This is a genomic window from Oceanobacillus sp. MO10714A, from assembly GCF_037072045.1.
In the GTDB taxonomy this organism is placed as follows: Bacteria; Bacillota; Bacilli; order Bacillales; family Amphibacillaceae; genus Oceanobacillus; species Oceanobacillus indicireducens.
The window spans coordinates 1-26,089 of sequence record NZ_JAXHDC010000047.1; the positions used below are offsets into that span (position 1 = coordinate 1).

A 26,089-nucleotide genomic window follows, 5' to 3' on the forward strand; every position below is an offset into this window, starting at 1 on the left:
TATCTTAATCATAACTGGGACACTTGCACTGACCCCGATGTCCCGCTCATAACTGGGACACTCGCTCTGACCCCAATGTCCCACCGATGTCCCGCTCATAACTGGGACACTTGCTCTGACCCCAATGTCCCACCAACCCCAATGTCCCAGCGGAAACATGGACGATATTCTGTCCATGTTTTTTATGTATGATAGGTGGAAGTGTGCTAATATGATATATATTTGAAAGGGGATGGATATGATGAAAGTTGCTGTTTACCAAATGGAACTTGTACCAGGTTCCCCGCATGATAACAGGGAAAAGGTGAAGCGTTGGGTTGGATCAGAAGTAAAGAATGATAAGCCAGACATCATCCTATTGCCGGAAATGTGGACAACATCCTATGTGCTGGAAGAGCTCCAAACAATTGCAGATGATGCATTAGAGCCTACTAAATCTTTTTTAAGTGAATTGGCGAAGGAATACAAGATTAATATTGTCGGTGGCTCGATTGCGAATAAAGTGGATGACAAATTATATAATACGAGTCTTGTTTTTGACCGCGCCGGCAACCTTGTTTATGAATATAGCAAGATGCACCTCGTACCGATGTTGAACGAACCAGCATACTTGACTGGTGGCAAGGAAAAAGTGCAAACTTTTGAACTCGATGGGATTCGGATGGGTGTCATTATTTGCTATGACCTGCGTTTTCCAGAACTCACGCGCAAGTTGGCGTTAGACGGGGCGCAAGTATTATTTATCCCTGCCGAATGGCCGAAACCGCGGACCAATCATTGGGTTAACCTGCAAATAGCCCGCGCAATTGAAAACCAAATGTATGTCGTATCTGCAAACAATGTCGGCACCCTGAATGAGGTTAAATACACCGGAACTTCTTTAATCGCAGACCCTTGGGGAGATGTTCTCGTAAAAGGTTCAGAAGATAAAGAAGAAACATTACGAGGCACAATCAATCCGGACAGGGTAATTGAAGTCAGAAAAAGTGTCCCAATCTTTGAAAGCCGTGTCCCAGAGTTATATTAAATATACAAATAAAGAGGTTATGTCAATGGAATTTTCGAATCGCCTAAAGGAGTTGCCCGTTCAATTTTTTGCAACTCTCGTAGAAAAAGTGACAAAAGCATACGCAGAAGGTCGCGATGTCATTAATTTGGGGCAAGGGAACCCGGATCAACCAACTCCACCCAATATTGTGCAAGCTTTGCAAGAAGCTGCCGCAGACCCAAATTCACATAAATACTCGCCGTTTCGTGGCACAGCGGAATTGAAACGAGCAGCAGCCGATTTCTATAAGCGGGAATACAATGTCGATTTAGACCCGGAAGCGGAAGTAGCTGTTTTATTTGGGACGAAGATTGGCTTAGTCGAACTACCCCTCGCCTTAATGAACGAAGGCGACATGCTGTTACTGCCAGATCCAGGCTACCCGGACTATCTATCTGGCGTCAAGCTTGCGAATGTTCGGCATGAAGTAATGCCATTACTTCGAGAAAATGCATTCTTACCAGACTATGACAAGCTCACGCCGAAACAATTAGAAGAAGCGAAATTACTTTACTTAAATTATCCGAATAATCCTACAGGAGCCATCGCTTCCAAAGAATTTTTCGAAGAGACGGCACAGTTAGGCAAGGAGCACGGTATCGGTATCGTCCATGATATTGCTTACGGTGCAATAGGCTTTGACGGGAAAAAACCGGTTAGTTTCCTCGAGGTAGAGGGCGCTAAAGATATCGGGATCGAGCTTTATACCTTATCGAAAACATACAATATGGCCGGTTGGCGAGTAGGCTTTGCTGTTGGCAACGCGAAAATGATTGAAGCGATCAATCTCCTGCAAGATCATTTATTCGTTAGTCTGTTCCCCGCAGTCCAACATGCGGCGGCTGTTGCCTTAACTGCAGAGCAATCAAGTGTGGAGGAATTAGTCGAGCTGTATGAAGGGCGCAGGAATGCATTAATCGCGGCATGTAAACGGATTGGTTGGGAAGTTGAAGCTCCTAGTGGCTCGTTCTTTGCATGGCTGCCGGTTCCGAGTGGGTATACAAGTGAGCAATTTGCTGATTTGCTACTGGAAAAGGCTGATGTTGCTGTCGCCGCCGGAAATGGCTTCGGGACGTACGGGGAAGGTTATATCCGGATCGGTTTACTAGTTGATGAAGCCCGTCTTGAAGAAGCAGTCGAACGGATTGAAAAACTTAAACTTTTCTCTTAGTCTGAAAGATTACTAAAATAAGAGTTGACGACACGTAACTTTTGCTGTAGTCTATATCAATATAATTAAATAGTTTTATCTCTTATCAAGAGTAGCTGAGGGACTGGCCCGATGAAGCTCGGCAACCTTTTTATGTCAACCATAAAAGAGGTGCTAATTCCAGCAAAACGTGATGTTTTGAAAGATAAGAGAGGACCTCTGAATACATACAAAGCCTCTCTTTCTTTAGAAAAGAGAGGCTATTTTTATACCAACTATTTCTTAATCTAAAGACGATTGGAAGGGAAAGGTAGATAGATGATCAAATTAGAGAACATCACGAAGGTATTCCCATCTAAAAATGGGAATGTTACAGCGGTAAACAATGTTAACCTTCATGTAAAAAAAGGTGAAATCCACGGTGTCATTGGCTACAGTGGTGCTGGTAAAAGTACCTTAATCCGGCTCGTCAATTTACTGGAAAAGCCGAACAGTGGAACGGTAACAATCAATGGCACAGAGCTAACAGCCCTATCAAATGAAAATTTGCGGAAAATGAGACAGAAGATCGGAATGATTTTCCAGCATTTCAATCTCATGAAGACTGCAACCGTTTATGAGAACGTAGCAACACCACTAAGACTTCTAGGGCTTAACAAAACAGAAGTGAAAGAACGTGTAGAAAAATATTTGAAAATTGTTGATTTAGCAGACAGAGAGGACAGCTATCCTTCTCAATTATCTGGTGGACAGAAGCAGCGGGTCGCCATTGCACGTGCATTATCACAGGAACCAGAAATCCTGCTGAGCGACGAGGCGACAAGTGCCCTTGACCCCGAAACAACTAATTCAATTCTTGATCTACTCCTTAAGATTAACGAAGAACTGGGGATAACCATCTTACTCATTACCCACGAAATGAGTGTCATTCAGAAGATTTGTGACGATGTGTCGGTTCTTGAAAATGGAGAAATCGTTGAACAGCGTTCCAGTATCGAATTGTTCACCGATCCCCGTCATCAGACGACAAAGAAGTTTTTAGATACGATTTCTCAGCGTAAATTATCCGCATCACTCATCAACCAATTGAAACTAAATGGTACGGTGACGAGCCTTACCTTTATTGGAGAGAGTGCCGGGGAGCCTTTACTTGCACAAGTGATTGAGAAGTTTAAAGTGAAGCCGAATATTTTAACGGCGAATATTATGGAATTGAAAAACGGAATCGTCGGAAATCTGATCATTCATCTTGTTGGTGAACAGGATCAAATCAATGCCTCCTTAACGTTCTTAAACGATCAAGGGGTCGTAACAGAAGAAGTGGAGGGTGAATAAATAAAATGGAAAACTTTATCGAACAATGGCTGCCTATTATTGGCCAAGCTATCATTGAAACGTTTCAAATGGTCATCATTTCCTTATTTTTTGCGATTTTGATTGGGGTGCCTTTAGGCATACTTGTTGTACTGACACGCCCGGGACAATCATTGGAAAATAAATTCGTCTATCAATTATTGAATCTCGTTATAAACATAGTCCGCTCGATTCCGTTTATTATTCTATTATTCTTTATTCTGCCATTTACGAAATTCTTGGTCGGCACAACGATTGGCGTGCAAGGTGTTATCGTTCCACTCGTTATTTACACCGCACCATATCTTGCACGCTTACTGGAAAGTTCTCTACTCGAAGTGGATAGCGGAATTATTGAAGCATATAAAGCAATGGGGATTAAAACACATAAAATCATCTGGAGTGTCATGCTTCGGGAAGCACGTCCATCCATCGTTTTAGGCTTAACAATTGTTACAATCAGCTTGATCGGTGCGACCGCAATGGCCGGTCTAGTCGGTGCAGGGGGACTCGGAGATCTTGCGTATCGTTTCGGACACTTACGTTATGAAGTAGATGTCATGTATGCAACGGTCTTTATCTTAATCATCCTCGTCCAAGGAATCCAGTCCCTTGGTAACCGGATCGCTGCACGTTTGAAAAAGGATTAAACGGAAGAAAGCCAACTTTAGGAGGTAGAAGTCTTGACGACTACAAAGCCGAAAGATGCATTCATTACGAACCTAGAAACAACGGAGACTTTTCCTTTTCGTGTAGAAGAATTAGAGGCAAAAGCGAAAGAAAAAATGTCGAAAAATGCATTTGGATACACCCGCTCAGGAGGCGGAGGGGAGGAGACGTTGCGGAAAAACACCGCTTCATTCGAGAAATATTCTATTCTGCCCCAATATTTAAATGATGTCTCCAACGTGGATACAAGTATTGAGCTATTTGGTCATACGTACCGCCACCCATTTTTGCTCGCTCCGATCGGAATGCTGAAAACTACGCATGAAGAAGCGGAACTTGCGGTTGCAAAAGCAGCTGCGAAATTGGATGTACCTTATATACAAAGCACGGTTTCCAGTTACGCAATCGAGGAAGTGGCAGAGGTTTCAGAAGGTAGTCCAAAATGGTTCCAGTTGTACTGGTCCAATAACGAAAATATTTCCTTTAATATGGTAAAGCGTGCAGAAGAAGCAGGCTATCAAGCAATCGTCCTTACTATCGATACAACAATGTTCGGCTGGCGCGAGGAGGACATGACGAACCGATTCTCACCGCTGAAAGCAGGCTACGGAAAAGCGAATTATATTACAGATAGTGCCTTTCTATCCACATTAAAGCAGGACGACGAGGCATCTGTCGTAGAAGAAATTTTGCAAAACATTTACCATCCGAAGTTAAGCTGGAAGCATGTTGCTGAACTGAAGAAACGCACATCTCTCCCGGTTTTATTAAAAGGAATCCTACATCCGACAGATGCAAGACTCGCGATTGAAAACGGGGTCGATGGCATTATCGTTTCCAACCATGGCGGTCGGCAGTTAGATGGTGTCATCTCTAGCATTGACGCGCTCCCAGCAGTTGTAGAAGAGGTTGGAGGGGAAGTCCCGATTTTAATCGATAGTGGCATTCGCCGCGGAGCAGATGTCGTTAAAGCACTTGCGCTAGGTGCCGACGCGGTTTTACTCGGCAGACCTTACGCATATGGGCTAGCCCTCGCTGGACAAGCCGGTGTTGAAAAAGTACTCACAAACTTTATGCAGCAGACAAGATCCTCCCTTGCGCTTGCCGGAGCGTCGAGTGTCAAGGTAGCGCGAAATATTCATATTTTGAAAGATTAAGCGAAGTAGGCGAAAAAAGGAGCACGTTAGATGGCAACAGCAATTGTAAAAGGAGCACCAGGCCATTACCGGACCGGTTCCGGTGTTTTAAAAGAATTACCGACGCATCTGGCAGATTTAGGTGTAAAAAATATTCATATTGTAAGTGGCAGAAAGGCATGGCAAGCGACATCACCCTATCTTCCGGAAGAATTGGATCACCAAGCATTAACATTCGTCGATGGTCCTTGCACATTAGAAACGAGCGAACAATTAGCAGCAATGTGCGAAAAAGAAAAAGCGGATGCTGTCATCGGTATCGGCGGAGGGACTGCACTCGATATTGCAAAAGCAGCAGCCGTCCAATCTGGAATCAAGTCGGTTCTAATACCGACAATCGCAGCGACCTGTGCCGCCTGGACACCGCTTAGCGTATTCTATGAAGCGGACGGAACTCATTCCCACTATACCGAGTTCCCGGTAGCGAACACGCTCGTCCTGATTGAACCAGCAATCATTGCAGCTTCACCGATTCGATTTTTGAAGGCTGGGATCGGTGACACTTTGGCAAAATACTATGAAGCAGACGCGTTAGTTCGCAGTTTTTACAAGAATCAAGAATTCCCAGTTTGGTTGCAAGTTTCCCAGTTCGCTGCAAGAGCATGCCGCGATATTTTATTAAAAGACGGAAAAGCTGCACTTGAATCGGTTTCGAAGCAAGAAGTTACCGACGCACTTGTCCGCATCATCGAAACGATTATTATGACAGGCGGCATGGTCGGTGGCTTCGGTGAAAAAGCGGGCAGGATTGCCGGGGCCCACTCGGTTCATAACGGTTTAACGGATGCGCCTAGTGTCAAAGATTTCTTGCACGGATCGATTGTTGCTTACGGTACGTTAGTCCAACTTGCGATAGAAGGAAAAGAGGAAGAACTCGACAAACTGCTGCAGTTTTATAAAGAATGGGAACTTCCAACATCATTAAAAGATTTATCCGTAGATGTAAAGGACACGGAATTACTAGGAAGGATCATTAAAAAGATTTTACTTCCACAAGAATCAATCCATTTAATGGAAGAAAAAGTGACAGAAGACATGTTAGAAAAAGCAATCTTCTATGTCGAAAATAAAATATGAAAGAATGAGGGGAAATAAATGAAAAAGACATTATTAACAGCAATACTTGCAAGTGTATTAATTCTATTCGCTGCTTGTGGCGGCGGCTCGGATGAAGGGGAAGGACTGCTCGAAGATGGAAAACTCGTTGTTGGAGTAACAGCAGGACCGCATGAAGAAGTTTTAGAAAAAGTGAAAGAGCTTGCGGAAGAGGAAGACTTGACGATTGAAATTGTGTCATTCAGTGATTATGTAATGCCGAACGTGAGTCTATCGGAAGGGGAACTCGATATCAACAGTTTCCAAACGGAGCCATTTTTTGATCATATGAATGAAGAACGTGGCCTGGATTTAGTAAAAGTTGCCGATACGATTACTTTCCCAATGGGAATTTATTCTGAGAAAGTTACAGATATAGCTGATTTAGAAGACGGTGCAAGTATTGGTCTTCCAAGTGACCCGACAAATAGTGGACGTGCATTATTATTATTTGAACAAGCTGGCTTAATCACGCTAGAAGAAGGACTTGGCGTAAACGCTACTGTCAATGATATCGCAGAAAATGAACATAACTATGAATTTATTGAGCTCGATTCTGCACAAATTCCGCGTCAGCTTGGTGAAGTGGATATCGCAGCAATCAACTCGAACTTTGCAATGGAAGCAGGACTTGTACCTGGAGAAGACTCGATTTTCATTGAACAAGATTCCACTTTTGTTAACTTGATTGCGGTACGCAAAGAAAACGAAGACGATCCAGCCGTTCAACAGTTCATCGATATTTATCAATCGGATGAAGTGGAGCAATTTGTTGAAGAAACGTATGGAGGATCGATTGTTGTAGGATGGTAAAAATATTTGACGAATGGGACAGCAAGTTACATTCTGCTGTCCCGAACTTTTTTAACAAAATGTTCAAAACTTCACAATGGGATTGATTATTCAAGTTATTATATAGTAGCTGCAGACATCTAGTTAATTTGATAGTTTACATTAGAGAAAAGCAACAGGACAACTTGAAAAATTTGATAGGTATATACAATATGTTAAACTATAGAGTGGGCTTGCTGTATCGATCAGCTATTTTTATAGCGAGCGAACCACCGGGGATAATTTATTAATTGGTGTTGCTATGGTATAATTACCAGAGTGTAAATTCGCTTTACAATGAGATACTAAAGATAAGGATGAAGCTTTAGTGGAGAAGAAAAGAATTATATTTTTTATCTATCAAATGGGTGCAGGAGGGGCTGCACGTACATTATTAAATATATTGAATAACATCGATCAGTCGAAGTTTACCCCAATACTTGTAACATTAAACTATAATGGGAATTATGAGAAGTATTTAAACTCAGATATTAAATTTATTAAGTTAGATACGAAACAGTTACGTTCAGCGATATTCCCGTTAGCAAAAGTAATCAGACGGGAAAAAGCAGATATTGTATTTAGCACGATTCCGAATTATAATACAGTCGCGATTCTTGGCAGGCTTTTTTCTTTTACACGGGCAAAAAATATAGTAAGAGAAGCTGCCTACTTGGGTGGCTCGCGCAAAGCGGATCTAAAATTAAGATTATATGGTCTATTATACACATTTTCCAGCCGTGTAATTGCGTTATCACAAGGTGTGAGAAATAATATTATTTCCCGATACAAGGTAGATAAAAATAAAATTGAAGTAATTTATAATCCAGTTGATGTACAAAAAATCAAAACAGGTATCGAAAAGGGAAAATTAAAAGAAGAACATAAAGCCCTATTTAATGGAAGCGAAAAGATAATCATTACAGCTGGAAGACTTGTTGATGACAAGGATCAGCAGACACTAATCAAAGCCTTTGCTAAGATACGTGATAAAATGAACGTAAGGCTGATTATCTTGGGTGAAGGGGAACGGGAAACCGAATTAAAAGAACTTGCAAGCAGGCTTAATTTACAGGATGTCATCCATTTCCTAGGATTTCAGGAAAACCCTTATATTTATTTTTCACAGGCGGATGTATTTTGCCTAACTTCAAAGCGAGAAGGATTTGGCCATGTACTTGCAGAAGCACTGGCAGCAGGAGTACCGGTCGTTTCAACAAAAGCAGAACCAGGTGCCGTTGAGGTTTTAGATAAAGGTAAATTTGGCCTGTTGTGTGAGATCGGTAATGAACAGGATGTAGCAGACAAAATAATACAAGCATTAGCATGGACAGATGCAGAAAGAAATACTGTCATTGAACAAGGCTTGGAACGCGTGAAGACTTTTCATGCGAAAACGATAGTAAGACAATACGAAAAAATGTTTTTGGAAACATTAGATTGAAGGAAAGAGAAAATACGAGGAGTTGAAGGAGTATGACTGCTCCAAAGCGTGTAGCGCACCTGACAACTGTACATCATCCTACAGATCCGAGGATTTATCATAAAGAATGCAAATCACTGAAGAAAGCAGGATTTGATGTTTCGCTGATTGCACAATCGAATGAAAACGACGATATACAAGATAAGCCAATCAGACATATCCCGTTAAAGAAATATAATAACCGTCTTAAGCGAATGACTTTAGGGGTTTATGATGCTTATAAAAAAGCAAAATATTTAAACGCGGATGTGTACCACTTTCATGACCCAGAGCTCTTGCCTGTCGGTTGGCTTTTAAAACGAAAAGATAATGTCGTTATTTACGATATTCATGAAGATTATCGTACAAGTATTTTGCAAAAAGATTATGCAAGCATGCCAGTGAAAAAGCTCCTTGCCAGCTTTTATAAATGGACGGAGCGTTTTTTTGCTAGGGATGCAGCCTTGTGTTTGGCGGAAAAGTACTATAAAGATATCTATCCAGCCGGAGTATGCATTTTAAATTACCCAACAATAAATGATCCATTTTTAAACAATAAACGAGAAGGTCAGGTAGAATATAAACTATTGTATACAGGAAACGTAACTTTCGAAAGAGGAGCCATGGAGCATGCTAGAATTCCGCAGCTTGATCAAGACATCGAAGTACATGTGGTAGGGAAATGTCCGAGCAGCATTGCAGAGAAGATGTATCAGGTAGCAGGGGACAACAAAGATAGACTATTCATAGAAGGAATCGATCAATTTATCGAAAAAGAAGTAATCGAGGCTCGCTATTTGAATACGAATTGGCTTGCAGGAATTGCACTGTTCCCGCCAACAGAGCATTATATGAAAAAAGAACTGACAAAGTTCTTTGAATATATGAACGCTGGACTGCCAATTATTTGTTCCGATTTTCCAGTTTGGAAAGAATTCATGGAAATGTATGAATGTGGTATTGCTGTGAACCCTTATGATGATGAAGCAATCAAAGATGCTATCTTATATCTGAAAGATAACCCAGAGGAAGCAAGACGAATGGGGGAAAATGGTAAGCGAGCAGTACAAGAAGAATTGAATTGGGGAACAGAAGAAAAGAAATTAATTGCTTGGTATAACAAACTGTTAGGACAAGCCACAAGGAAGCAAGAAGGAATCGATGTATAAATGAAACAACAACCACTAATATCGGTAATTACACCTGCGTATAATTCAGAACGCTTTATAGGAGAAACGATTTCCTCTGTATTAGAGCAGACATATACGAACTGGGAAATGATTATCGTTGATGATTGTTCTACGGATCATACGAGAGAAATTGTTAAAGAATATCAAAGCAATGACCCACGAATTAAGCTCTTAACACTCGAAAAGAATAGTGGATCAGCTATCGCTCGAAATAAAGCGATGGATGAAGCAACCGGCCAGTACATTGCATTTCTTGACAGTGATGACCGCTGGCTTCCTGAAAAGTTGGAGAAACAACTACAATTTATGCAAGAAAAGGATATTGCTTTTTCCTTTACTACCTATGTCCGCATGCAAGAAGATGGAACGAGAACGAAGGCAATCAGTAACACTCCCGAATCAGTGAATTATGATGATTTAATGAAGCGTTGTGTTATTGGATGTCTGACAGTAATGCTCGATATGGATAAAATAGGTGATATGAGAATGGTTAATATCCGGACAAGACAAGATTATGTATTCTGGCTGCATATTACAAAAAGAGGCTTCTTAGCATATGGACTGCCAGAAGTTCTCGCTGAATATCGGCTTGTCGGTAATTCAATTTCCAGTAATAAATGGAAAGCTGCAAAACGAAATTGGTATGTATTCCGAGAAATTGAAAAGCAGAGCTTACCAAAAAGCATTTGGTACTTTGCTCATTACATTGTAAGGTCTATTAGAGACTTGATTAAGTGGAAAACGAAGCGATAATGTTCTTGAAGAAAGCTTCGTTTGAATAGTAGGCGGTGTCAAAATTAATGAAGAAATATATACAAGAAATGCTGAAGAGAAAAGATTTGCTTTACTATTTAGTAAAGTCAGGTCTAAAAGCAGAACACAGGAATAGTTATTTAGGCTATTTCTGGTGGCTCCTTGATCCATTATTGAATGTGCTAGTTTATTACTTTTTGGTAGTAATTGTTTTAAACCGTGGTGGGGAAGACTATCCACTATTCCTAGTCGTTGGATTAGTTGTCTGGCGTTGGATTAGTACAACGATTAACTCATCGTCCAGATCTATTTTAAGATATAGTTCAATTGTGAATCAAGTTGCCTTGCCGAAAGCTATATTTCCTATATCGTTTACATTGACCCAGTTATTTAACTTTATGTTTGGCCTTGTCGTGATTGCGCTATTTCTTGCCGTCTATGGTGTCAAGCCAACATGGTTCATGCTATATTTACCGGTGCTGATCGTACTGCAATTGGTTGTTCATATTGCACTTGGACTTGTTCTTGGTTATATTACGATTTTTGTACGAGATATTGAGAATTTGATGACGTATATCACAAGAATATTTTTCTACGCATCACCAATTATTTGGGAAGGGGCACGATTACTCCGCAGCGAAAAGGTTCCCGATTGGCTAATTCCACTCGTCGAATATAACCCGGTAGCCATTCTTGTCACAAGCTACCGAGATATTTTAATTTACCACCAGCAGCCGAACTGGATTGGGCTTGGCGGGTTGTTTGTCATAGCAACGATTGTTGTGATCTACATGATGAATTACTACAGTAAAAATGAACATAAGATTATCAAAGCATTATAACGTCAGGAGATAAATGAGGGAAAAGCATGCAAGAACAAACGAAAGACCAAAGAGAAGAAATAATCAAGTCGAAGGATATCGGTGTTTATTTCGATAATCAATCGTATAAAGATGATATTAAATCGCGTGTCTTTAGCATGTTCAAAAAGAAAGAAAAGAAGGAAAAAGAAAAAGTCTGGCCATTAAAGGATATTGACTTTACAGGCTATCAAGGGGAAATCCTTGGAATTATCGGTTCAAACGGTGCAGGTAAAACGACGCTGAGTAAAATAATTGCTGGAATCCTCGCGCAAGATAAAGGAACAATGCATGTGAACGGAAAAGTAACAGCATTGTTCTCTTTTGGCATGGGGTTTAATAAAGAATTAACAGGATTAGAAAATATTTACTTAAACGGTATGATGCTCGGCATTGATAAGAGTGTCATAGACCGTTACATGGCTGATATCGAGGAGTTTGCAGATATTGGAGCATTTATCAATCAACCAATGAAGTACTATTCAAGTGGAATGCGTGCAAGACTAGGTTTTAGTGTTGCAGCACACTTAGAACCAGAAGTTCTCATTTTAGACGAAGCGCTGAATACGGGTGATGCCCGCTTTAGCAGGAAAGCTGCACAAAAGATGAAAGAACTTGTAAAACAAGCGAAAATGGTTATCATTGTCACACACAGCCTAAGATATGCAGAGCGGAACTGTGATCGCCTGATGTGGATTCATAATGGAGTTGTGCGAGAAATTGGTGACCCGAAAGAAGTTGTTGCAAGCTACCGGGCAACTGTCCCAGCGCCAGTGAGAAGGAAGCGCAGTTTGAATCTGAAGAAAACAGAGGCAGATGTTAGGGATAAAACAATCGTCCGTGCCAAAAATGTTGGACTTTCTTTTGAATTAAATACAGGAGAGTTTTGGGCCCTACGAAATCTGGATTTCGAAATCAAAGAAGGCGAAGTTGTTGGGATCATCGGTCATAATGGAGCAGGGAAATCTACCCTATGTAAAGTATTAACGAATATTTTAAAACCAGATGAAGGTGATATTGAGATTAACGGAGAGACGTCTTCCCTCCTCGGTTATGGAACTGGCTTTAATGCCCAGCTCACAGGGCGAGATAATGTTTTCCTCAATGCTATGCTTCTCGGTATCCCACGGAAGAGAATACAGGATAAATTTGATGAAATTGTAGAATTCTCGGGTATCGGAAAAGCGATTGATAAGCCAGTTAAACAATATTCAGCAGGTATGAAATCCCGTTTAGGCTTTAGCATTGCAGCAACATTAAAACCGGATATATTTATTGTTGATGAGGCTCTCTCAACGGGAGATATTGCCTTCCAGCAAAAAGCGAGTGAACGAATCCAAGAAATGATGTCTCATGCAAAAGCCGTTATCATCGTTTCCCATAGTATGAACTTTGTAGAAAAGGTATGTACGAGAGGGATCTGGATGGAGCGAGGCCAGATTCGTTTTGATGGGACAGCGGAAGAAGCTGTCGCTGCATATCGGGAATCACTTGGAGTTGGCAAGGAGACGAATAAGAAAGTTGTCGTCCGCAGAAATAAAAAGCGAAAACAAAGGCAACAAACCAATGCGAACAAATAAAGCGATCGGCTTGGTGATGAACAAATGAAACAAACGATAAAAAAAATATTCTTTGGCCCAGTAGATTGGTTTATATACTCCGTACTAAGTGAAACGCAAAGAAAAAATTTGACGGATAAGTTTTCAGCTGAACAAAAGCAAAAGATAAAAAAGGCTCTATTCGGTAAGAAACAGGCCCAAAGAAAAAAACTGAAACAAATTAAATACCAACTATATAATTTAGGATTTACAGATAGAGCGTACGCTGATTTGGTACATTACTATCAGACGATAGATGATCCCCAGCTCAAACGGCTTGCCGCATGGGAATTAACATTATGGCATGCGAATCAAAACACAGAAGCAGGTTCTAAGCATGCGCTGGATTATATAGAGGCAGCAAGAGATAATGAAAAAGATATCCACCAGTTGCGAAGAATAGCAATATTGGAAGCGGAATGCTTGGAAGCAACTGGGCGTATCGAGCAAGGAAAGCAAGTCATTCAGGAAATGCTTGCGCTCCAAAAACATGCAGATCTCTACCTTGCTGCTGCTAACATGGAAGAGAAAATAGAAGAACGGCTCAAGTGGATCAATAAAGCAATGAATACCTATGGGCTTCAATCAATCTATTTTTCCGCTAACGGTAAGCAACCAGAATATGATGATTTAGAAACAAAAGCAATGGATAGACAGATTACGGATGGCCCTAAGGTATCTGTTATCCTTCCTGCATTTAAGGCGGAGGAGGGAGTACGTGTTGCAATAGAATCGATCCTTTCACAAACATGGCAGAATATCGAGTTATTAGCTGTTGATGATTGTAGTCCAGATCGTACAGCTGCTGTTATTCAAGAATATGCGGCTAAAGATGAGCGAGTAAAATTGTTAACGACTCCTGAAAACAGTGGGCCATATATTGCGAGAAATATTGCACTACAGCACGCCACAGGAGAATATATCACAATTAATGATGCGGATGACTGGTCACACAGAGAAAAGATAGAACGGCAAGTAACGCATTTAATGGAGAATCAACATGTCATTGCAAATACTTCGGAACATGCCAGACTAACGGAGGATTTGAAATTATATCGCCGTGGTACACCTGGTAAATATATTTTCCCAAATATGTCTTCCATTATGTTCCGACGTAAACAAGTAGTAGAGAAAATTGGTCATTGGGATAGTGTTCGCTTTGCTGCAGATGGTGAGTTTAAGCGTCGTCTCCTCCAAGTATTTGGTAGGCAGAGTTATGTTGATTTACAGACAGGACCACTATCACTCCCAAGGCAATCTGTTACATCGTTAACTGCAAGTTCGGCTTTTGGCTATAACGGCTTTTTTATGGGAGTGCGCAGAGAATATGTGGAAGCGATGGAGGCTTTCCATCAGCAAGCTGAATCACTTTATTACGACTATCCAATGATGGAAAGACCATTCCAAGTGCCTGAACCGATGTGGCCGAACCGACTAGAGAAGCAAAATGGGTTTAGGCAGTTAGATCTTGTAATTGCTAGTGACTTTAGAGATCCAGATGAGCACTTACTCTCTCTACTCGATCAAGCTTTACAATCGAAGAAAACAATTGGAATTGTGCAATTGAATAAATATATGATAGAGGCGACGAACCTAACAGAAGAAATCAGGAATTTAATTAACGAATCAAAGGTCTCCTTCCTTGTTTATGGAGAGAAGATCAAGACAGATAAACTATTTATAATGGATGCAGCAGTGCTCAAAGATAAACAGCATTATGTTCCAGAAGTGAACGCAACGAAGACGTTTGTTATTTTAACCGCAACGGAAACAAAGGGAAATATCGAAGTGTACAAAGAAAATCTTACAACCTATTTCCAATCGGAAGCTACTTGGCATGCAGTGGATTCTGAAGTGGAAAAAGCTTGTGTTGCACAAGCGGAAACTCCTAAACTCAACCAAGTGTTTCACGAAAGATGGGTTAATGATGAATAAGAACACGAACAACGAAGAGCTGAAAACATACCGAGAAATAATAGATGCGGATATCCTAAGGAAGCAGCAGGAATTAAAGAAGCTTGGAGAAGAGTATGCTCAAGTTGAGCAGGAATTTAGAAAGGCGAAATACCTCACAGACAGCTTGAAAAGGACAAAGCGAAATATAATCTCATTCACCCGTTCTATTCCTGCTTACTTACTAGGTAGAAGAAACTTGAAGCAGCTTTACAGCAAATCTTATAAACTAAAAGATGCTAGCAATAGATTAAAGAAGTATAAAAGCTACTTATACAATTATGGCTTTGAAGAAAAGGTGCTTGCCGATCTTCAAAGCTTATTTCACGAAACATCAAATCGCTACTTACGGAAAGCTGTCGCTTGGGAGCTTTCTTTATGGTATGCAAATAAGTTAAATAAAGAAACAGCAACACTAACCCTTCATTATTTGGAAATAGCGCTAGAGCGAGAGACAAGAAAGGAAGTTATAAGAAAAGGTACCATCCTGCAAGCAGAAGCACTTGATTTATTAGGAAATAAAGCGGACGGTAAAAAGTTAATCCAGCAAATATTAAGAAAGCAAAAACATCCCGATCTTTATCTCGCTTTAGCTAATCTAGAAGACGAAATACAAGCAAGAATTAAGGCATCAAATGAAGCATTGAAAATGTATAAACTAGCCCCAATTGAATTAGCCCCTGAAACAGATTTATCGTTATATGAAAGATTAACGACGCAACAGTTGGAGCAAACAGATAGGAATAGACCGAAAGTAACCGTCATTATTCCTGCCTTTAATGCAGAGGCAGCTATCCATATTGCGATCGAATCATTGCTAAAACAAACCTATCGCAATTTGGAAATAATTGCGGTGGATGATTGCAGTACAGATCAGACCGCTCGTGTGCTAAAAGAATATACAGAACAAGATTCCCGGGTCCAATTTTTATCCGCGAGAGAAAATGGGGGTCCATACATTGCTAGAAACCTCGCCTTACAACAAGCAAGTGGAGAACTAGTAACAATTAATGATGCAGATGATTGGTCCCATCCAGAAAAGATTGCCGTACAGGTAGAAGACTTTCTGAAGAATCCGGACCGAATTGCAAATACGAGTGAGCACGCAAGGGTAACGGAGGAATTAAAGTTCTATCGGCGTGGAATGCCTGGTCAGTATATTTTTTCCAATATGTCATCCCTTATGTTTAAGAAAGATCCTGTGCTTAATAATGCCGGCTATTGGGACAGTCTACGTTTTGCGGCGGATAGTGAATTTAAAAAGCGTTTAATAAAGATATTTGGGACTGATAAAGTGATTGACTTACAGACAGGCCCTTTATCATTCCCAATGCAGTCAGCAAATTCTCTTACAGGAAGTTCTGCATTCGGGTATAACGGCCATCTGAAAGGAATAAGAAAGGAATATGCAGAGAGTCAGCACTGGTTCCATAACCATGCAGCATCTTTGTATATACCATACCCTCAAACAGAACGGCCCTTCCCTGTACCAGAACCAATGTGGCCGCAACGTGAGATAGATATAAATGGCGAACGTCAAGTTGATTTTGTTATTGTATGTGATTTCCGTGAAGAAATTGAAGCGCATCTGGGACGCTTTCTCCAGCAAATGAAGGAGCGGGATAAGCGAGTAGGTCTTGTGCAAATGGGAGTATATGACCTAAAAGCAAAGCAACAAATCCATCCATCCGTCCGAGAATATATCGATGGAAATAACATTCAAATGCTCGTCTACGGGGAATCTATCAACTGCGATATTCTTCTTGTGAATCACCCAGGGATTTTCAGCGAGGAGCAGAAATATATTCCTGAAGTGACAGCAAAGGTAATTCATGTAATTGTAACACAAGCGCCAAGGGATGCTAAAGTTAAATATAGATTGCGTCCTTGTGCACGAAAAATTGAAAGTTATGGGAAGACAACGAGTACATGGTATCCATTAAATAATAAAGTAAGAGAAAATCTATTAGAAAATCATTTGAGAGAATTACGATCCATCCGCTTATCAAAGGAAAATTGGTTTGAAGATGATATAACGGAGACAACCATCGCAAATTATATCGACGACTGGCAAACGGAACAGAATCAATATAAGCTAGGGAACCGAGGGGATTACGATGACGAATGAGCAGGATAAAGAAACAACGCACACACCGGTAAAGGATGAGCATATTTCCCCTGTGACAAAGGAGTTCATTGAAGAGCTAATAAAGCGAGAAGCTGAAGCGGACAAGCTCGAAGCAGAAATTCGAGGCTGTGAAAAGAAAATCAAACAGATGAAAAATAGTAACTCCTGGCGGAAAACAAGGAAGGCAAGAAAGTTCATCTCTGGCAAAGCGGAAAGAGAAGCATATATAAAGGAACTTGAACTCCAAACTGCAATGCTTGAAACCGAGTTGCATCAAATCAAAGAGAAACTGAGAAATATGGAGTTCAGCAATCAAAAAATAGATTACCAAACTATCTGGCGTATGGCTCAGGAAAAGAAACAGGATGGATCTTTAATCGAACATCTTGATAAGATGATTGCAGCGAAAGAGTTACGGGATATGAATCACCAACAATTTTTACAAGCTGCGGCAAGATTATTTATAAATGAAAATCCGATTTATAAAAAAACAGTATATGAAAAAATTTTAACAGGTCTGAATCAAGAAGATATACCTGAATTCATGGTGCGGGCTGCTTTATCAGATGAGCAGGTTTCTTTACATCAAGCTGCTTCTTTTCGGGGAAGTTTAACAGCAAGAATGCGGAAATTACAGCTTACAGGTTCACTGCCTGAAATGGTCCTTGATGATAAAAAGATTGCCTACCAGTTCATGGACATGTTACACATCAGCTCACCTAGAATAGATGAAAAAGAATATAAGCTAAGTGAAATAGAAGAGCGGGAAAACATTGTCATTAAACCGATTGACGGAGCTGGAGCAAGGGGAGTATACCTTGTCTATCGAAATGATGATATAATTGATGTACGAGAAGCAAAGTCCGTGCCAAACTTCACTGTACTGCGTCGAAATATGGAAAGGGATCTGGAAGCAGGCAGAGTGGATAGGGATGCTTGGCTAGTGGAAGAACTAATTACAGAAGATGCCAAAGCACATACACCTGCTCGAGATGTTAAATTCTATTGCTTCTATGGAAAAGTAGGGATTGTTTTAGAAATCGTCCGTTATCCAGAATTGAAGTATTGTTGGTGGACGGCAACCGGCGAGCGAGTGTCTACCGGGAAATACGAATACAGCAGCTTTGAAGGAAAAGGGGTTACCGAAGAGGAAATAAAGATGGCAGAAGAAATCAGCCGGGAAATACCCGCGCCATTTATTCGAATTGATTTCCTAAGAGGCGAAGAGAAATTGGTCTTTGGAGAATTGACGCCAAAGCCGGGGAATTATGATGAATTTGACACCCCGACAGACAAATGGCTTGGTGACTTCTACTTAGAAGCAGAAGCTCGTTTGGAACAGGATTTACTAAGTGGAAAAGAGTTCCACTATTATAAGCAACTACTCAAAAATATCAATGAATAACAGGAACGTGTTCTTATATACTAGGAGGAGAACCGATGGAAGAGAATCATGCAGAATGGCTTTCACACTTGTCCAGCGATATTGTAGCAGACGCGCATGGCAACTTATTGGATGCATATGTTATAGCGCTTGAGGGCTGGAGGAGAGGACTTACACTTAGATGGCATGTGAAGGACTCGGAGAAATTTAAAGATATGGCAACCTGGTTTGTGGAACGGCCGGGACAGCTTTTTTCTTTAAGTTCAAAGGAAAGAACACATTATTTTTTCCGGACTCGAGGGGATAAAGTGTCTAATGAAGCTGTTATGATTGGAAAAGATAAGGAACGGACGAAGCAAGTGCTAGAGTCACAAGGTGTTTCTGTACCCGAAGGAAAGCAGTTTAAGGAAGATGACCCGAATGAAGTAATTTTGGAATATGCTCATAAGCTGGGCTATCCTGTAGTTGTAAAGCCAACAGACGGAAGCTTTGGAAGAGGAGTCATTGCAAATATTACAAGTTCTGGTGAACTCGAATATTCACTCGACTATGTACGGAATGAACTTGGATTTAAAGATGTCATTATTGAACAATATGTACCGGGAAAAGAATATCGAATGTATGTTGTTGGTAATGAAGTTGTCGGTGCGATGAATCGAATTCCACCGAACATTATTGGAGATGGCATTAATTCGATTCGATCGCTTATTGAATTGAAGAATGAGGAGAGAAGTCTAAATCCTAGACTTGTCAGCTGTCCGATTATCGTAAATGAAGAAGTTGAAAGTTATATAGGAAGATATGGATTCACTCTTGATACCGTTCTAGAAAAAGGTAAGCAGTTATTACTAAGTGATAAAACGAATATTTCATTAGGTGGAGATCCTGTTGATGTACTAGATGAGATAGCAGACGACGTAAAAGAGGAAGCGATCAAGGCTATTCAACTAATACCTGGACTTCATCATGGAGCGGTTGATTTAATCGTGCATCAAGGTACAGGTAAAGTTTATATAATCGAGATTAATCCTACCGCTCAACTAGGAGGACTGTTATACCCAATTCAGGGTAAAGGGAGAGATATACCGAAAGCCATCATCGACTTTTACTTTCCTGAAACGAAAAATAAAGATACTGCCGAAATAAATGCATATTTTGATCTGCATGATGTGCTTGAACCATTGCAATCTCGTGACGCAACGACCACAACAGTAACACCATGTCCACAGCAAAAACTTACGTCGAAAAAATACTTAGTTAGCGGTGACGTCCATGATATTGGTTACCACCGAGGGTTAAGAAAACATGCATTTGAACGATACTTACATGGTTCTATCACAAAGCTTGGAGATGGAGACATAGAAATTGTTGTGGCAGGTACAGATCCGGAAATGGTTGATGACTTTAAAAAGGGTATCTGGGAAGACGAGGAAAGAGCACAAGTTATCGAGGTTCGGGAAGTACCTCACGATGAACCAGTGAAAGTCGGCTTTGAGATTAAAGTAGATTTAAAAACACAAGTTGAAGAATTGAAGATGCTTCGAAAAGAATTAGAGCATACTGAAATTGCGATGAAAAAGTCAGAAATACAGCGAAGAAAGTTCCATAAAAGCTTGTCATGGAGAATCACCTCTCCGATTCGTCTTGTTGGTGCAATCATAAAGAGGATGCAATAGACGAGTGAGTTTTAAGGACTTAGGAGGAAAGACCAATGATGAATGAAAAAGAACAAGGAATCAGTTTGCCGCATTTAACCGGCGAGATTGTAAGAAATGCTCGTAAAACTCGTCTCGATGCATTTGCCGTAGCTCTGGAAGGCTGGAGAAGAGGGTTAAAATTAAAGTGGTATACGAAAGACTCCGAGCATTATAAAGATATGATTATATTTGGAGTGAATCCACCTGGTAGATTGTTTTCCTTAAGTTCAGAAACAAAGACACATTACTTCTTCCGGACAAGAGGTGATCTTGTTTCAAATGAAGCGGTTGAAGTCGGTTCAGAGAAAGACGATACGAAAATAATTTTAAATAATGCAGGGGTACCAGTTCCCAAAGGGAAAGGGTTTGCCCCGGATGCTACGAATGAAGAAATTATTACGTATTGTAAACAGATAGGCTATCCGCTTGTTGTTAAACCGACAAATGCAAGCTTAGGAAACGGGGTCATCACAAATATTCGAACAGATGAGGAATTATTAAAGGCGCTTCATTATGTACGAGTTCAATTAAATTACCCGGAAATAATTGTCGAGCAGTTTGTCGTAGGGAAAGAATATCGTTTTTATGTTGTGGATGATCAGGTAATAGCTGTATATAATCGTATACCAGCTAATATTGTTGGTGACGGGGAACATACAATTGAAGAACTTATCGATTTAAAAAACCAATGGCGTAAGAAGAATGCCAGATTAAACAGTTGTTTAATCCATATGGATAATGAAATATTAGATTTCATAACCGAAGCAGGATATACATTGGAAAGTGTACCCGAAAAGGGAAAACTTATCTATTTGCGAGAGAAAACAAACGTTTCATCTGGAGGGGATCCAATTGACGTAACCGATACGATTGCGGATGAATATAAACAAATCGCCATAGATGCACTGAAAGCTATTCCTGGATTCATCCATGGAGGTGTGGACATTATTGTTAATGAGGGCAAAGATATCGATGAAGCAGCGGTCGTACTCGAATTAAACCCAACGGCACAAATTGGAGGCGCACTATTCCCGTTAGAAGGAAAGGCAAGGGATATTCCAAAAGCAATTATCGATTATTATTTCCCTGAAACAATTGATAAAGTAGACACAACAACTTCAATGATTTATTTTGATTTGGTCACTATTCTTGAACCTCTTGAGAACCGGACAGCTCTTGAAGTTGAAGTTGCCCCCGCCCCGCTTGGGAAACTCTATGCTAGGAAATATATCGTGTCAGGTAATGTGACACGAAGCAATTATCATAGATGGTTAAAGAAACATGCACTTGAGCTTAATCTGAACGGTTATGTGAAAAGTATGGTATTTGACGAAATTGAAATTGTCGTTGCTGGAACAGATAAAGAGAATATTCAGGAATTCAAGCAGCTGATTGACAAATATCCACAAGGATCGAAAGTGGCGAAAATAAAAGAAGAAATCTATGAAGAGCCTGTTACCATTGGCTTTGAGATTTCTGAAGGATATAATATGTCCAATATAAAATCCGTACAGCACGCAATCAGACAAATGGATAAAGAGTTACAAAGAATGACAAAGCAGAAGAATCGAATTGAAAAAGACAATGAGCATATTTTGAATAGTTCATCGTGGAGAGTTACAGCACCAATCAGGAAACTTGGAAGAAAGCTTAAAAAGTAAAATATCATTTATCAGCTAATATTCGCATTATATTTCCTTAGAATATAAAATGGGGTAAATATAGGAGAAAAATTAAGGGAGATAGAAAGCAGGTGAAGCATTTGTTGAAGTTTCAGAGAGATAAAAGTTTTACACTCACAGCAGTAGGAGATATTCTTATGCATGGAAGAGTGTATGGTGGATTGAGAAAAAAGTCAGGATATGATTTTATGAATCAGTTAATTAATGTTGAATCCTTGCTCGGAAAATCAGACATAACAATGGGGAATTTGGAATCGATAATAGCCGGAAATGAAATAGGGCTTTCCTCATTCCCAAAGTTTCATGGACCAGTTGAATTAGGATATACATTAAAAGAATTAGGTTTTGAGATAATAACACTCGCAAATAACCATGTATTAGATATGAGGAACTGGAAGGGTTACTGAAATCTATTTCCAATTTAAAAGAGATTGGATTAGAATATAATGATTCTTATGAATCAGCTGAAGATCATAAGAGTGCTTAGATGTAATAATTGGCCACCACCCACATGTTTTGCAGCCGCCTTAGTGGATTAAAAATTCTAAAGGAAATAAGACATTTGTAGCATATTCTTCGGGGAACTTCTTTACAGGTTAGAATGGACTGCATAGACAAATAGGTGGTATATTATCACTGGAACTTTCAATGCCATATAGTAATTAAAAACTGAAATAAAAAAACCTAAATACAACTTATCCTTTGTAGAAAGAGAAAAAAGAATGAAGTATGTTGTAAACCGCTTTGAAGAATACATGCAGGATAATAGCTATATAGAAATGGAAGAGGGCAAATTTGAATCAAAAAAGGTTTATGAATCCGTAAAGCAAAGGCTTCAAACTTATATCCAAGACCTAGAGATAACATAATTTATTCCAATCCCAATCATAAATAGTAAGGCAGTGTGAATATGGAGAAAAAGTTATATGAATGGTTACCGCATATAGAAGATTCTATCCCTAAAGAGGCTTTTGGTTATCCAATAAGTATGTACTCTATAGCCCTTGAAGGTTGGAGAAGAGGTTTGTCTCTAAAGTATAAAAATAATAATAGAAATAACTCCAATATAAATTATTCCCTCTCTGATGGAGAAAACACTTATAACTTTAGAGGTTCACGTGGTAGCATGGTGACAAATGAAGCGACCAAAATTTGCAACAATAAATATTTAACAAAGAGATACCTTTCAGAAGCAGGAGTTTCTATACCCAAAGGAAACTTTTTTGATGAAACAGTTAGTGATGAGGATATTTTAAACAGTGCAAAAAAATTGGGTTTTCCACTAGTCATTAAACCAATTACGGGTGAAGGTGGTAAAGGAGTAATTGCAAATATAAAAAGTGAAGAGGATTTTTCTGCAGCACTTGATTATGTTAAAAACGATTTAAATTATAAAAAAATTATTATTGAAAATCATATTGAGGGAAAAGATTATCGGGTATTTGTAATAGGGGATAAGGTTATAGGAGCAATTAATCGAATCCCTGCAAATGTTGTCGGTAATGGAGTTAGTTCAATACAGGAATTGCTGGATAAAAAAAATCAAGAAAAAAGAAAAAATCCGGCTCTAAAAAGTAGTCCAATTAGAAAAGATAAAGAAATGATGACATTATTGAATAACATTGGTTATACAATGGATAGTGTACCGGCTAATGGCGAAAGAGTTTTTTTAAAAACAAAAAGCAATATTTCTGCTGGTGGGGAACCTATCGACGCAACAGATATTATAACGGATGAAGTAAGAAATAATGCGATTAAAGCTGTTCAAGCTATACCTGGATTGGTGCAGGGGGGGGTAGACATACTTTGGGACTCTACAACCAATCATCTAGCCGTCTTGGAAATAAATTCATTACCAAGTATCAGAACACATCTATTTCCAATTGAGGGTACTGCTAGGGATGTTCCTAAAGCTATAATTGATTATTATTTCCCGAAAACAAAAGCAAATCACAATTCACCATTATATTACTTTGATATAGCTAGTGTATTTAAAGGATTTAAAGATCGAACTTTACAAGAAGTCTCCATTCCAGATCACCCACAAGGTGAGTTAGAAAGCTACCGTTATATCTTTAAAAGTATTGATAAAACGTTAGTAACTAAAAGGAGAGTCCATAAAATAGCAAAAAGACTTGAACTACATGGTTTTATACAAAGTAAGGGAAAGAGTGTATTAGAGATAATCATTTCTGGACAATCAGATAGAGTGAATAATTTTAAGAAAACACTTTTTTCCGAATTAAAACTAACAGACTTTGTCGAATCTAAATGGGATAGACCAGTGAAAATTGGTTTTGAAATAATCGACAGCAAGCCTGTTAAAAAGAAGAGAAAAGATTCAATAAAACAAAGTGAATATAAGAGAATAGAAAAGGAAAGAGACTTTTATAGAAGGAAGTATGATGAAATACAGAATAGTAAAGTATGGAAATATGCAAATGTTTTAAGGAAATTAAAAAGAAACTAGTGTTATAAAAAATTAAACTGCTATTGACTAGCAGTTTAATTTTTTTGTGTGACATTGCATGCACACATTTTTCAGGAGGAAGTCCTAAAAGACAAAGGCAGTAGTAGTGTTTTAGGCTTTGGCTGCCTCTAATCGTTCAACGTACACTCACACTTACATGTTCAGTTGAGGACGGTGGTGTAAATGGATGGGGGAGTCGCCCATCCTCTCTACTCGATTCTAATCATTTTATTCTCTTAGCAATTCTTCTTAAAGGCGAAGTAATTCTCCAACTTTTACTATTTTTGATAGATTGATTTTCCCTAAAATATATTTCTGAACGTCTTTTTTCTTCACCTATTTGTAATTCAAGTATTTCTTTTTCCTTTTTTAGTTTATTAATTTGTTGTTTCAATTTTTTATTGTTAGCTTTTATTTTTGTTAAATTGGAACCTACATCTTTATTAACATCTTTTTCTTTTTTGATATGTTCTAGGATTTCCTCAGTGAGATCACCGAATAATGGTCTTTGAGCAGCCAATTGATATAGCCAAGTTGCGCCTCTGTAATTAGCTTCGATAAAGACGGGTTCATTATTTATCCCTACAGCAATATCCCAAGAAACGAAATCATGATGCAGTATATTATGATGCAATTCAATTACAAAGTCTTTAAATTTATCGAAATTTGGTATTTTAGCATACTCTTTAAAGTCATAATTAGTTGTAGGATGGTGTGTGTACACTTTAGCATTTTCATCAATAGCAATATCAAGGAATTCACCGTCTTCTGTTATCCCAACACATAGTCCGCCCATTCCTGCGTTATCTCTTACTGCATTATTTGCTCCAAAACGTGCAAATGATAATAGGTATTTTATTTCGTTATTCCAGCGTAAAGTAACCATTCTTAAGGTGTTTACTGAAGAGGGGTGCGGCTTTGCCATGACAGAATGTTGTTTTATAACTTCCTGCACGGTAAAATTATAACCATAGATACTTTCCAGCTTTTCTATTTCAACAATATCCTTATTCAAGTAGAGTTGATTGTTTTTATAATGAATTTTATTAATCCCTTTACCATTATCTGTATCGCTTGGTTTAATAATTAAATCGTCTCCATAATTTATTAAAACCTCAAGAGCCTGCTTAGCAGATAATTCTTTGTTATCAGAGTTGAAATAGTGCCCCCTCACCCTCTTTAAAATTGTTTTCGGTGCATTAGGGGGGTCAATCATTCTATCGTATATATTTTTATCGCTATATCCTATCCTTATGTTCATATCATTAAAGAAAGGGATTAGTTCGTTCCACATTATATTACTAGGGACTACTCGAGGATCGGGCTTTTTAGTTAAATTTAGAAATGCTAAATTTAAAATAGGGTCAATTTCTTTTCCATAATATTTTAACCAAAACTTATTAGTTTCACTAATATACTGTTCATTTTTGTTTACGAGTAAATTTGCATTATAATACCTTTTAAATGCCTTTTTGTTCGTATTAATATAGAATTTATCAAAGATTTTTTGCTCGCTTTTAGAAATATTATTGGTATTCATAGAGTTAATTTCCTTTCTTTTTCGTTTATA

Annotated in this window: 21 protein-coding genes and 1 riboswitch; of the genes, 20 read left to right on the forward strand and 1 reads right to left on the reverse strand. The window is 39.1% G+C overall.

The annotated features are described in order from the left end of the window. Window positions 1-241 precede the first annotated feature (241 nt). The 20 genes from SPD53_RS16535 to SPD53_RS16630 all read left to right on the forward strand — a co-directional run bounded on the left by SPD53_RS16535 (window position 242) and on the right by SPD53_RS16630 (window position 24,519). On the forward strand, window positions 242-1,027 hold the full coding sequence (locus SPD53_RS16535; RefSeq protein ID WP_336253212.1) for a carbon-nitrogen family hydrolase: 786 nt from the start codon (window positions 242-244) through the stop codon (window positions 1,025-1,027). Between the two features lie 25 nt (window positions 1,028-1,052). Further along, entirely contained in the window at window positions 1,053-2,219 is a 1,167-nt protein-coding gene (locus SPD53_RS16540) for a pyridoxal phosphate-dependent aminotransferase (RefSeq protein ID WP_308425605.1), read from the forward strand. A 79-nt stretch (window positions 2,220-2,298) separates the two neighbouring features. Then, a riboswitch (SAM riboswitch) is annotated at window positions 2,299-2,410 on the forward strand. Window positions 2,411-2,516: 106 nt separating this feature from the next. Beyond that, window positions 2,517-3,533 (forward strand): methionine ABC transporter ATP-binding protein, encoded by a 1,017-nt coding sequence (locus tag SPD53_RS16545; RefSeq protein WP_336253213.1) that lies wholly within the window; start codon window positions 2,517-2,519, stop codon window positions 3,531-3,533. 5 nt (window positions 3,534-3,538) lie between these two features. Then, the gene (locus SPD53_RS16550; RefSeq protein WP_156854325.1) at window positions 3,539-4,201 is read left to right on the forward strand and encodes a methionine ABC transporter permease; all 663 of its coding nucleotides are present in this window, start codon (window positions 3,539-3,541) and stop codon (window positions 4,199-4,201) included. 33 nt (window positions 4,202-4,234) lie between these two features. Next, complete coding sequence (locus SPD53_RS16555; protein ID WP_336253214.1) at window positions 4,235-5,377, forward strand: alpha-hydroxy-acid oxidizing protein; 1,143 nt, start codon at window positions 4,235-4,237, stop codon at window positions 5,375-5,377. 30 nt (window positions 5,378-5,407) lie between these two features. Then, window positions 5,408-6,493 carry an iron-containing alcohol dehydrogenase family protein gene (locus SPD53_RS16560; RefSeq protein ID WP_336253215.1) on the forward strand — a complete coding sequence of 362 codons (1,086 nt, stop codon included), beginning with the start codon at window positions 5,408-5,410 and terminating at the stop codon, window positions 6,491-6,493. A gap of 18 nt (window positions 6,494-6,511) precedes the next feature. Continuing rightward, window positions 6,512-7,324, forward strand: a complete 813-nt coding sequence (locus SPD53_RS16565; RefSeq protein ID WP_156854329.1) for a MetQ/NlpA family ABC transporter substrate-binding protein — start codon at window positions 6,512-6,514, stop codon at window positions 7,322-7,324. Window positions 7,325-7,670: 346 nt separating this feature from the next. Then, window positions 7,671-8,786 (forward strand): glycosyltransferase, encoded by a 1,116-nt coding sequence (locus SPD53_RS16570; RefSeq protein WP_336253216.1) that lies wholly within the window; start codon window positions 7,671-7,673, stop codon window positions 8,784-8,786. Between the two features lie 32 nt (window positions 8,787-8,818). Next, complete coding sequence (locus SPD53_RS16575) at window positions 8,819-9,973, forward strand: glycosyltransferase (protein ID WP_336253217.1); 1,155 nt, start codon at window positions 8,819-8,821, stop codon at window positions 9,971-9,973. Continuing rightward, on the forward strand, window positions 9,974-10,747 hold the full coding sequence (locus SPD53_RS16580) for a glycosyltransferase family 2 protein (RefSeq protein ID WP_156854335.1): 774 nt from the start codon (window positions 9,974-9,976) through the stop codon (window positions 10,745-10,747). It begins immediately after the preceding gene. A gap of 47 nt (window positions 10,748-10,794) precedes the next feature. Then, window positions 10,795-11,589, forward strand: a complete 795-nt coding sequence (locus SPD53_RS16585; protein WP_156854337.1) for an ABC transporter permease — start codon at window positions 10,795-10,797, stop codon at window positions 11,587-11,589. 26 nt (window positions 11,590-11,615) lie between these two features. Continuing rightward, entirely contained in the window at window positions 11,616-13,187 is a 1,572-nt protein-coding gene (locus SPD53_RS16590) for an ABC transporter ATP-binding protein (RefSeq protein ID WP_336253218.1), read from the forward strand. Between the two features lie 24 nt (window positions 13,188-13,211). Further along, complete coding sequence (locus SPD53_RS16595; RefSeq protein WP_336253219.1) at window positions 13,212-15,140, forward strand: glycosyltransferase family 2 protein; 1,929 nt, start codon at window positions 13,212-13,214, stop codon at window positions 15,138-15,140. Beyond that, window positions 15,133-17,286, forward strand: coding sequence for a glycosyltransferase family 2 protein (locus tag SPD53_RS16600; protein ID WP_336253220.1), 2,154 nt, complete (start codon window positions 15,133-15,135; stop codon window positions 17,284-17,286). The genes SPD53_RS16595 and SPD53_RS16600 overlap by 8 nt, the downstream gene beginning before the upstream one ends. Next, window positions 17,276-18,691, forward strand: a complete 1,416-nt coding sequence (locus SPD53_RS16605; RefSeq protein ID WP_336253221.1) for an ATP-grasp fold amidoligase family protein — start codon at window positions 17,276-17,278, stop codon at window positions 18,689-18,691. Before SPD53_RS16600 ends, SPD53_RS16605 begins: the two co-directional genes overlap by 11 nt. 35 nt (window positions 18,692-18,726) lie before the next feature. After that, window positions 18,727-20,346, forward strand: a complete 1,620-nt coding sequence (locus tag SPD53_RS16610) for an acylphosphatase (protein WP_336253222.1) — start codon at window positions 18,727-18,729, stop codon at window positions 20,344-20,346. 38 nt (window positions 20,347-20,384) lie between these two features. Next, entirely contained in the window at window positions 20,385-22,028 is a 1,644-nt protein-coding gene (locus SPD53_RS16615; protein ID WP_336253227.1) for an acylphosphatase, read from the forward strand. 92 nt (window positions 22,029-22,120) lie between these two features. Then, a complete protein-coding gene (locus SPD53_RS16620) occupies window positions 22,121-22,456 on the forward strand; it encodes a CapA family protein (RefSeq protein ID WP_336253223.1) in 336 nt (111 codons plus the stop codon). A 315-nt stretch (window positions 22,457-22,771) separates the two neighbouring features. Beyond that, a complete protein-coding gene (locus tag SPD53_RS16625; RefSeq protein WP_336253224.1) occupies window positions 22,772-22,918 on the forward strand; it encodes a hypothetical protein in 147 nt (48 codons plus the stop codon). Between the two features lie 41 nt (window positions 22,919-22,959). Next, window positions 22,960-24,519 (forward strand): ATP-grasp domain-containing protein, encoded by a 1,560-nt coding sequence (locus tag SPD53_RS16630; protein ID WP_336253225.1) that lies wholly within the window; start codon window positions 22,960-22,962, stop codon window positions 24,517-24,519. Window positions 24,520-24,742: 223 nt separating this feature from the next. On the opposite strand, the gene SPD53_RS16635 is transcribed toward SPD53_RS16630, so the two are convergent. Further along, window positions 24,743-26,089: sugar-transfer associated ATP-grasp domain-containing protein (locus SPD53_RS16635; protein ID WP_336253226.1), on the reverse strand; the 1,347-nt coding region annotated here is incomplete at its 5' end.

Coding starts and splice junctions, on each gene's coding strand:
- SPD53_RS16535 (WP_336253212.1), top strand. CDS start 242: ATGAAAGTTGCTGTTTACCAAATGGAACTTGTACCAGGTTCCCCGCAT.
- SPD53_RS16540 (WP_308425605.1), top strand. CDS start 1,053: ATGGAATTTTCGAATCGCCTAAAGGAGTTGCCCGTTCAATTTTTTGCA.
- SPD53_RS16545 (WP_336253213.1), top strand. CDS start 2,517: ATGATCAAATTAGAGAACATCACGAAGGTATTCCCATCTAAAAATGGG.
- SPD53_RS16550 (WP_156854325.1), top strand. CDS start 3,539: ATGGAAAACTTTATCGAACAATGGCTGCCTATTATTGGCCAAGCTATC.
- SPD53_RS16560 (WP_336253215.1), top strand. CDS start 5,408: ATGGCAACAGCAATTGTAAAAGGAGCACCAGGCCATTACCGGACCGGT.
- SPD53_RS16565 (WP_156854329.1), top strand. CDS start 6,512: ATGAAAAAGACATTATTAACAGCAATACTTGCAAGTGTATTAATTCTA.
- SPD53_RS16575 (WP_336253217.1), top strand. CDS start 8,819: ATGACTGCTCCAAAGCGTGTAGCGCACCTGACAACTGTACATCATCCT.
- SPD53_RS16580 (WP_156854335.1), top strand. CDS start 9,974: ATGAAACAACAACCACTAATATCGGTAATTACACCTGCGTATAATTCA.
- SPD53_RS16585 (WP_156854337.1), top strand. CDS start 10,795: ATGAAGAAATATATACAAGAAATGCTGAAGAGAAAAGATTTGCTTTAC.
- SPD53_RS16590 (WP_336253218.1), top strand. CDS start 11,616: ATGCAAGAACAAACGAAAGACCAAAGAGAAGAAATAATCAAGTCGAAG.
- SPD53_RS16595 (WP_336253219.1), top strand. CDS start 13,212: ATGAAACAAACGATAAAAAAAATATTCTTTGGCCCAGTAGATTGGTTT.
- SPD53_RS16600 (WP_336253220.1), top strand. CDS start 15,133: ATGAATAAGAACACGAACAACGAAGAGCTGAAAACATACCGAGAAATA.
- SPD53_RS16605 (WP_336253221.1), top strand. CDS start 17,276: ATGACGAATGAGCAGGATAAAGAAACAACGCACACACCGGTAAAGGAT.
- SPD53_RS16610 (WP_336253222.1), top strand. CDS start 18,727: ATGGAAGAGAATCATGCAGAATGGCTTTCACACTTGTCCAGCGATATT.
- SPD53_RS16615 (WP_336253227.1), top strand. CDS start 20,385: ATGAATGAAAAAGAACAAGGAATCAGTTTGCCGCATTTAACCGGCGAG.
- SPD53_RS16625 (WP_336253224.1), top strand. CDS start 22,772: ATGAAGTATGTTGTAAACCGCTTTGAAGAATACATGCAGGATAATAGC.
- SPD53_RS16630 (WP_336253225.1), top strand. CDS start 22,960: ATGGAGAAAAAGTTATATGAATGGTTACCGCATATAGAAGATTCTATC.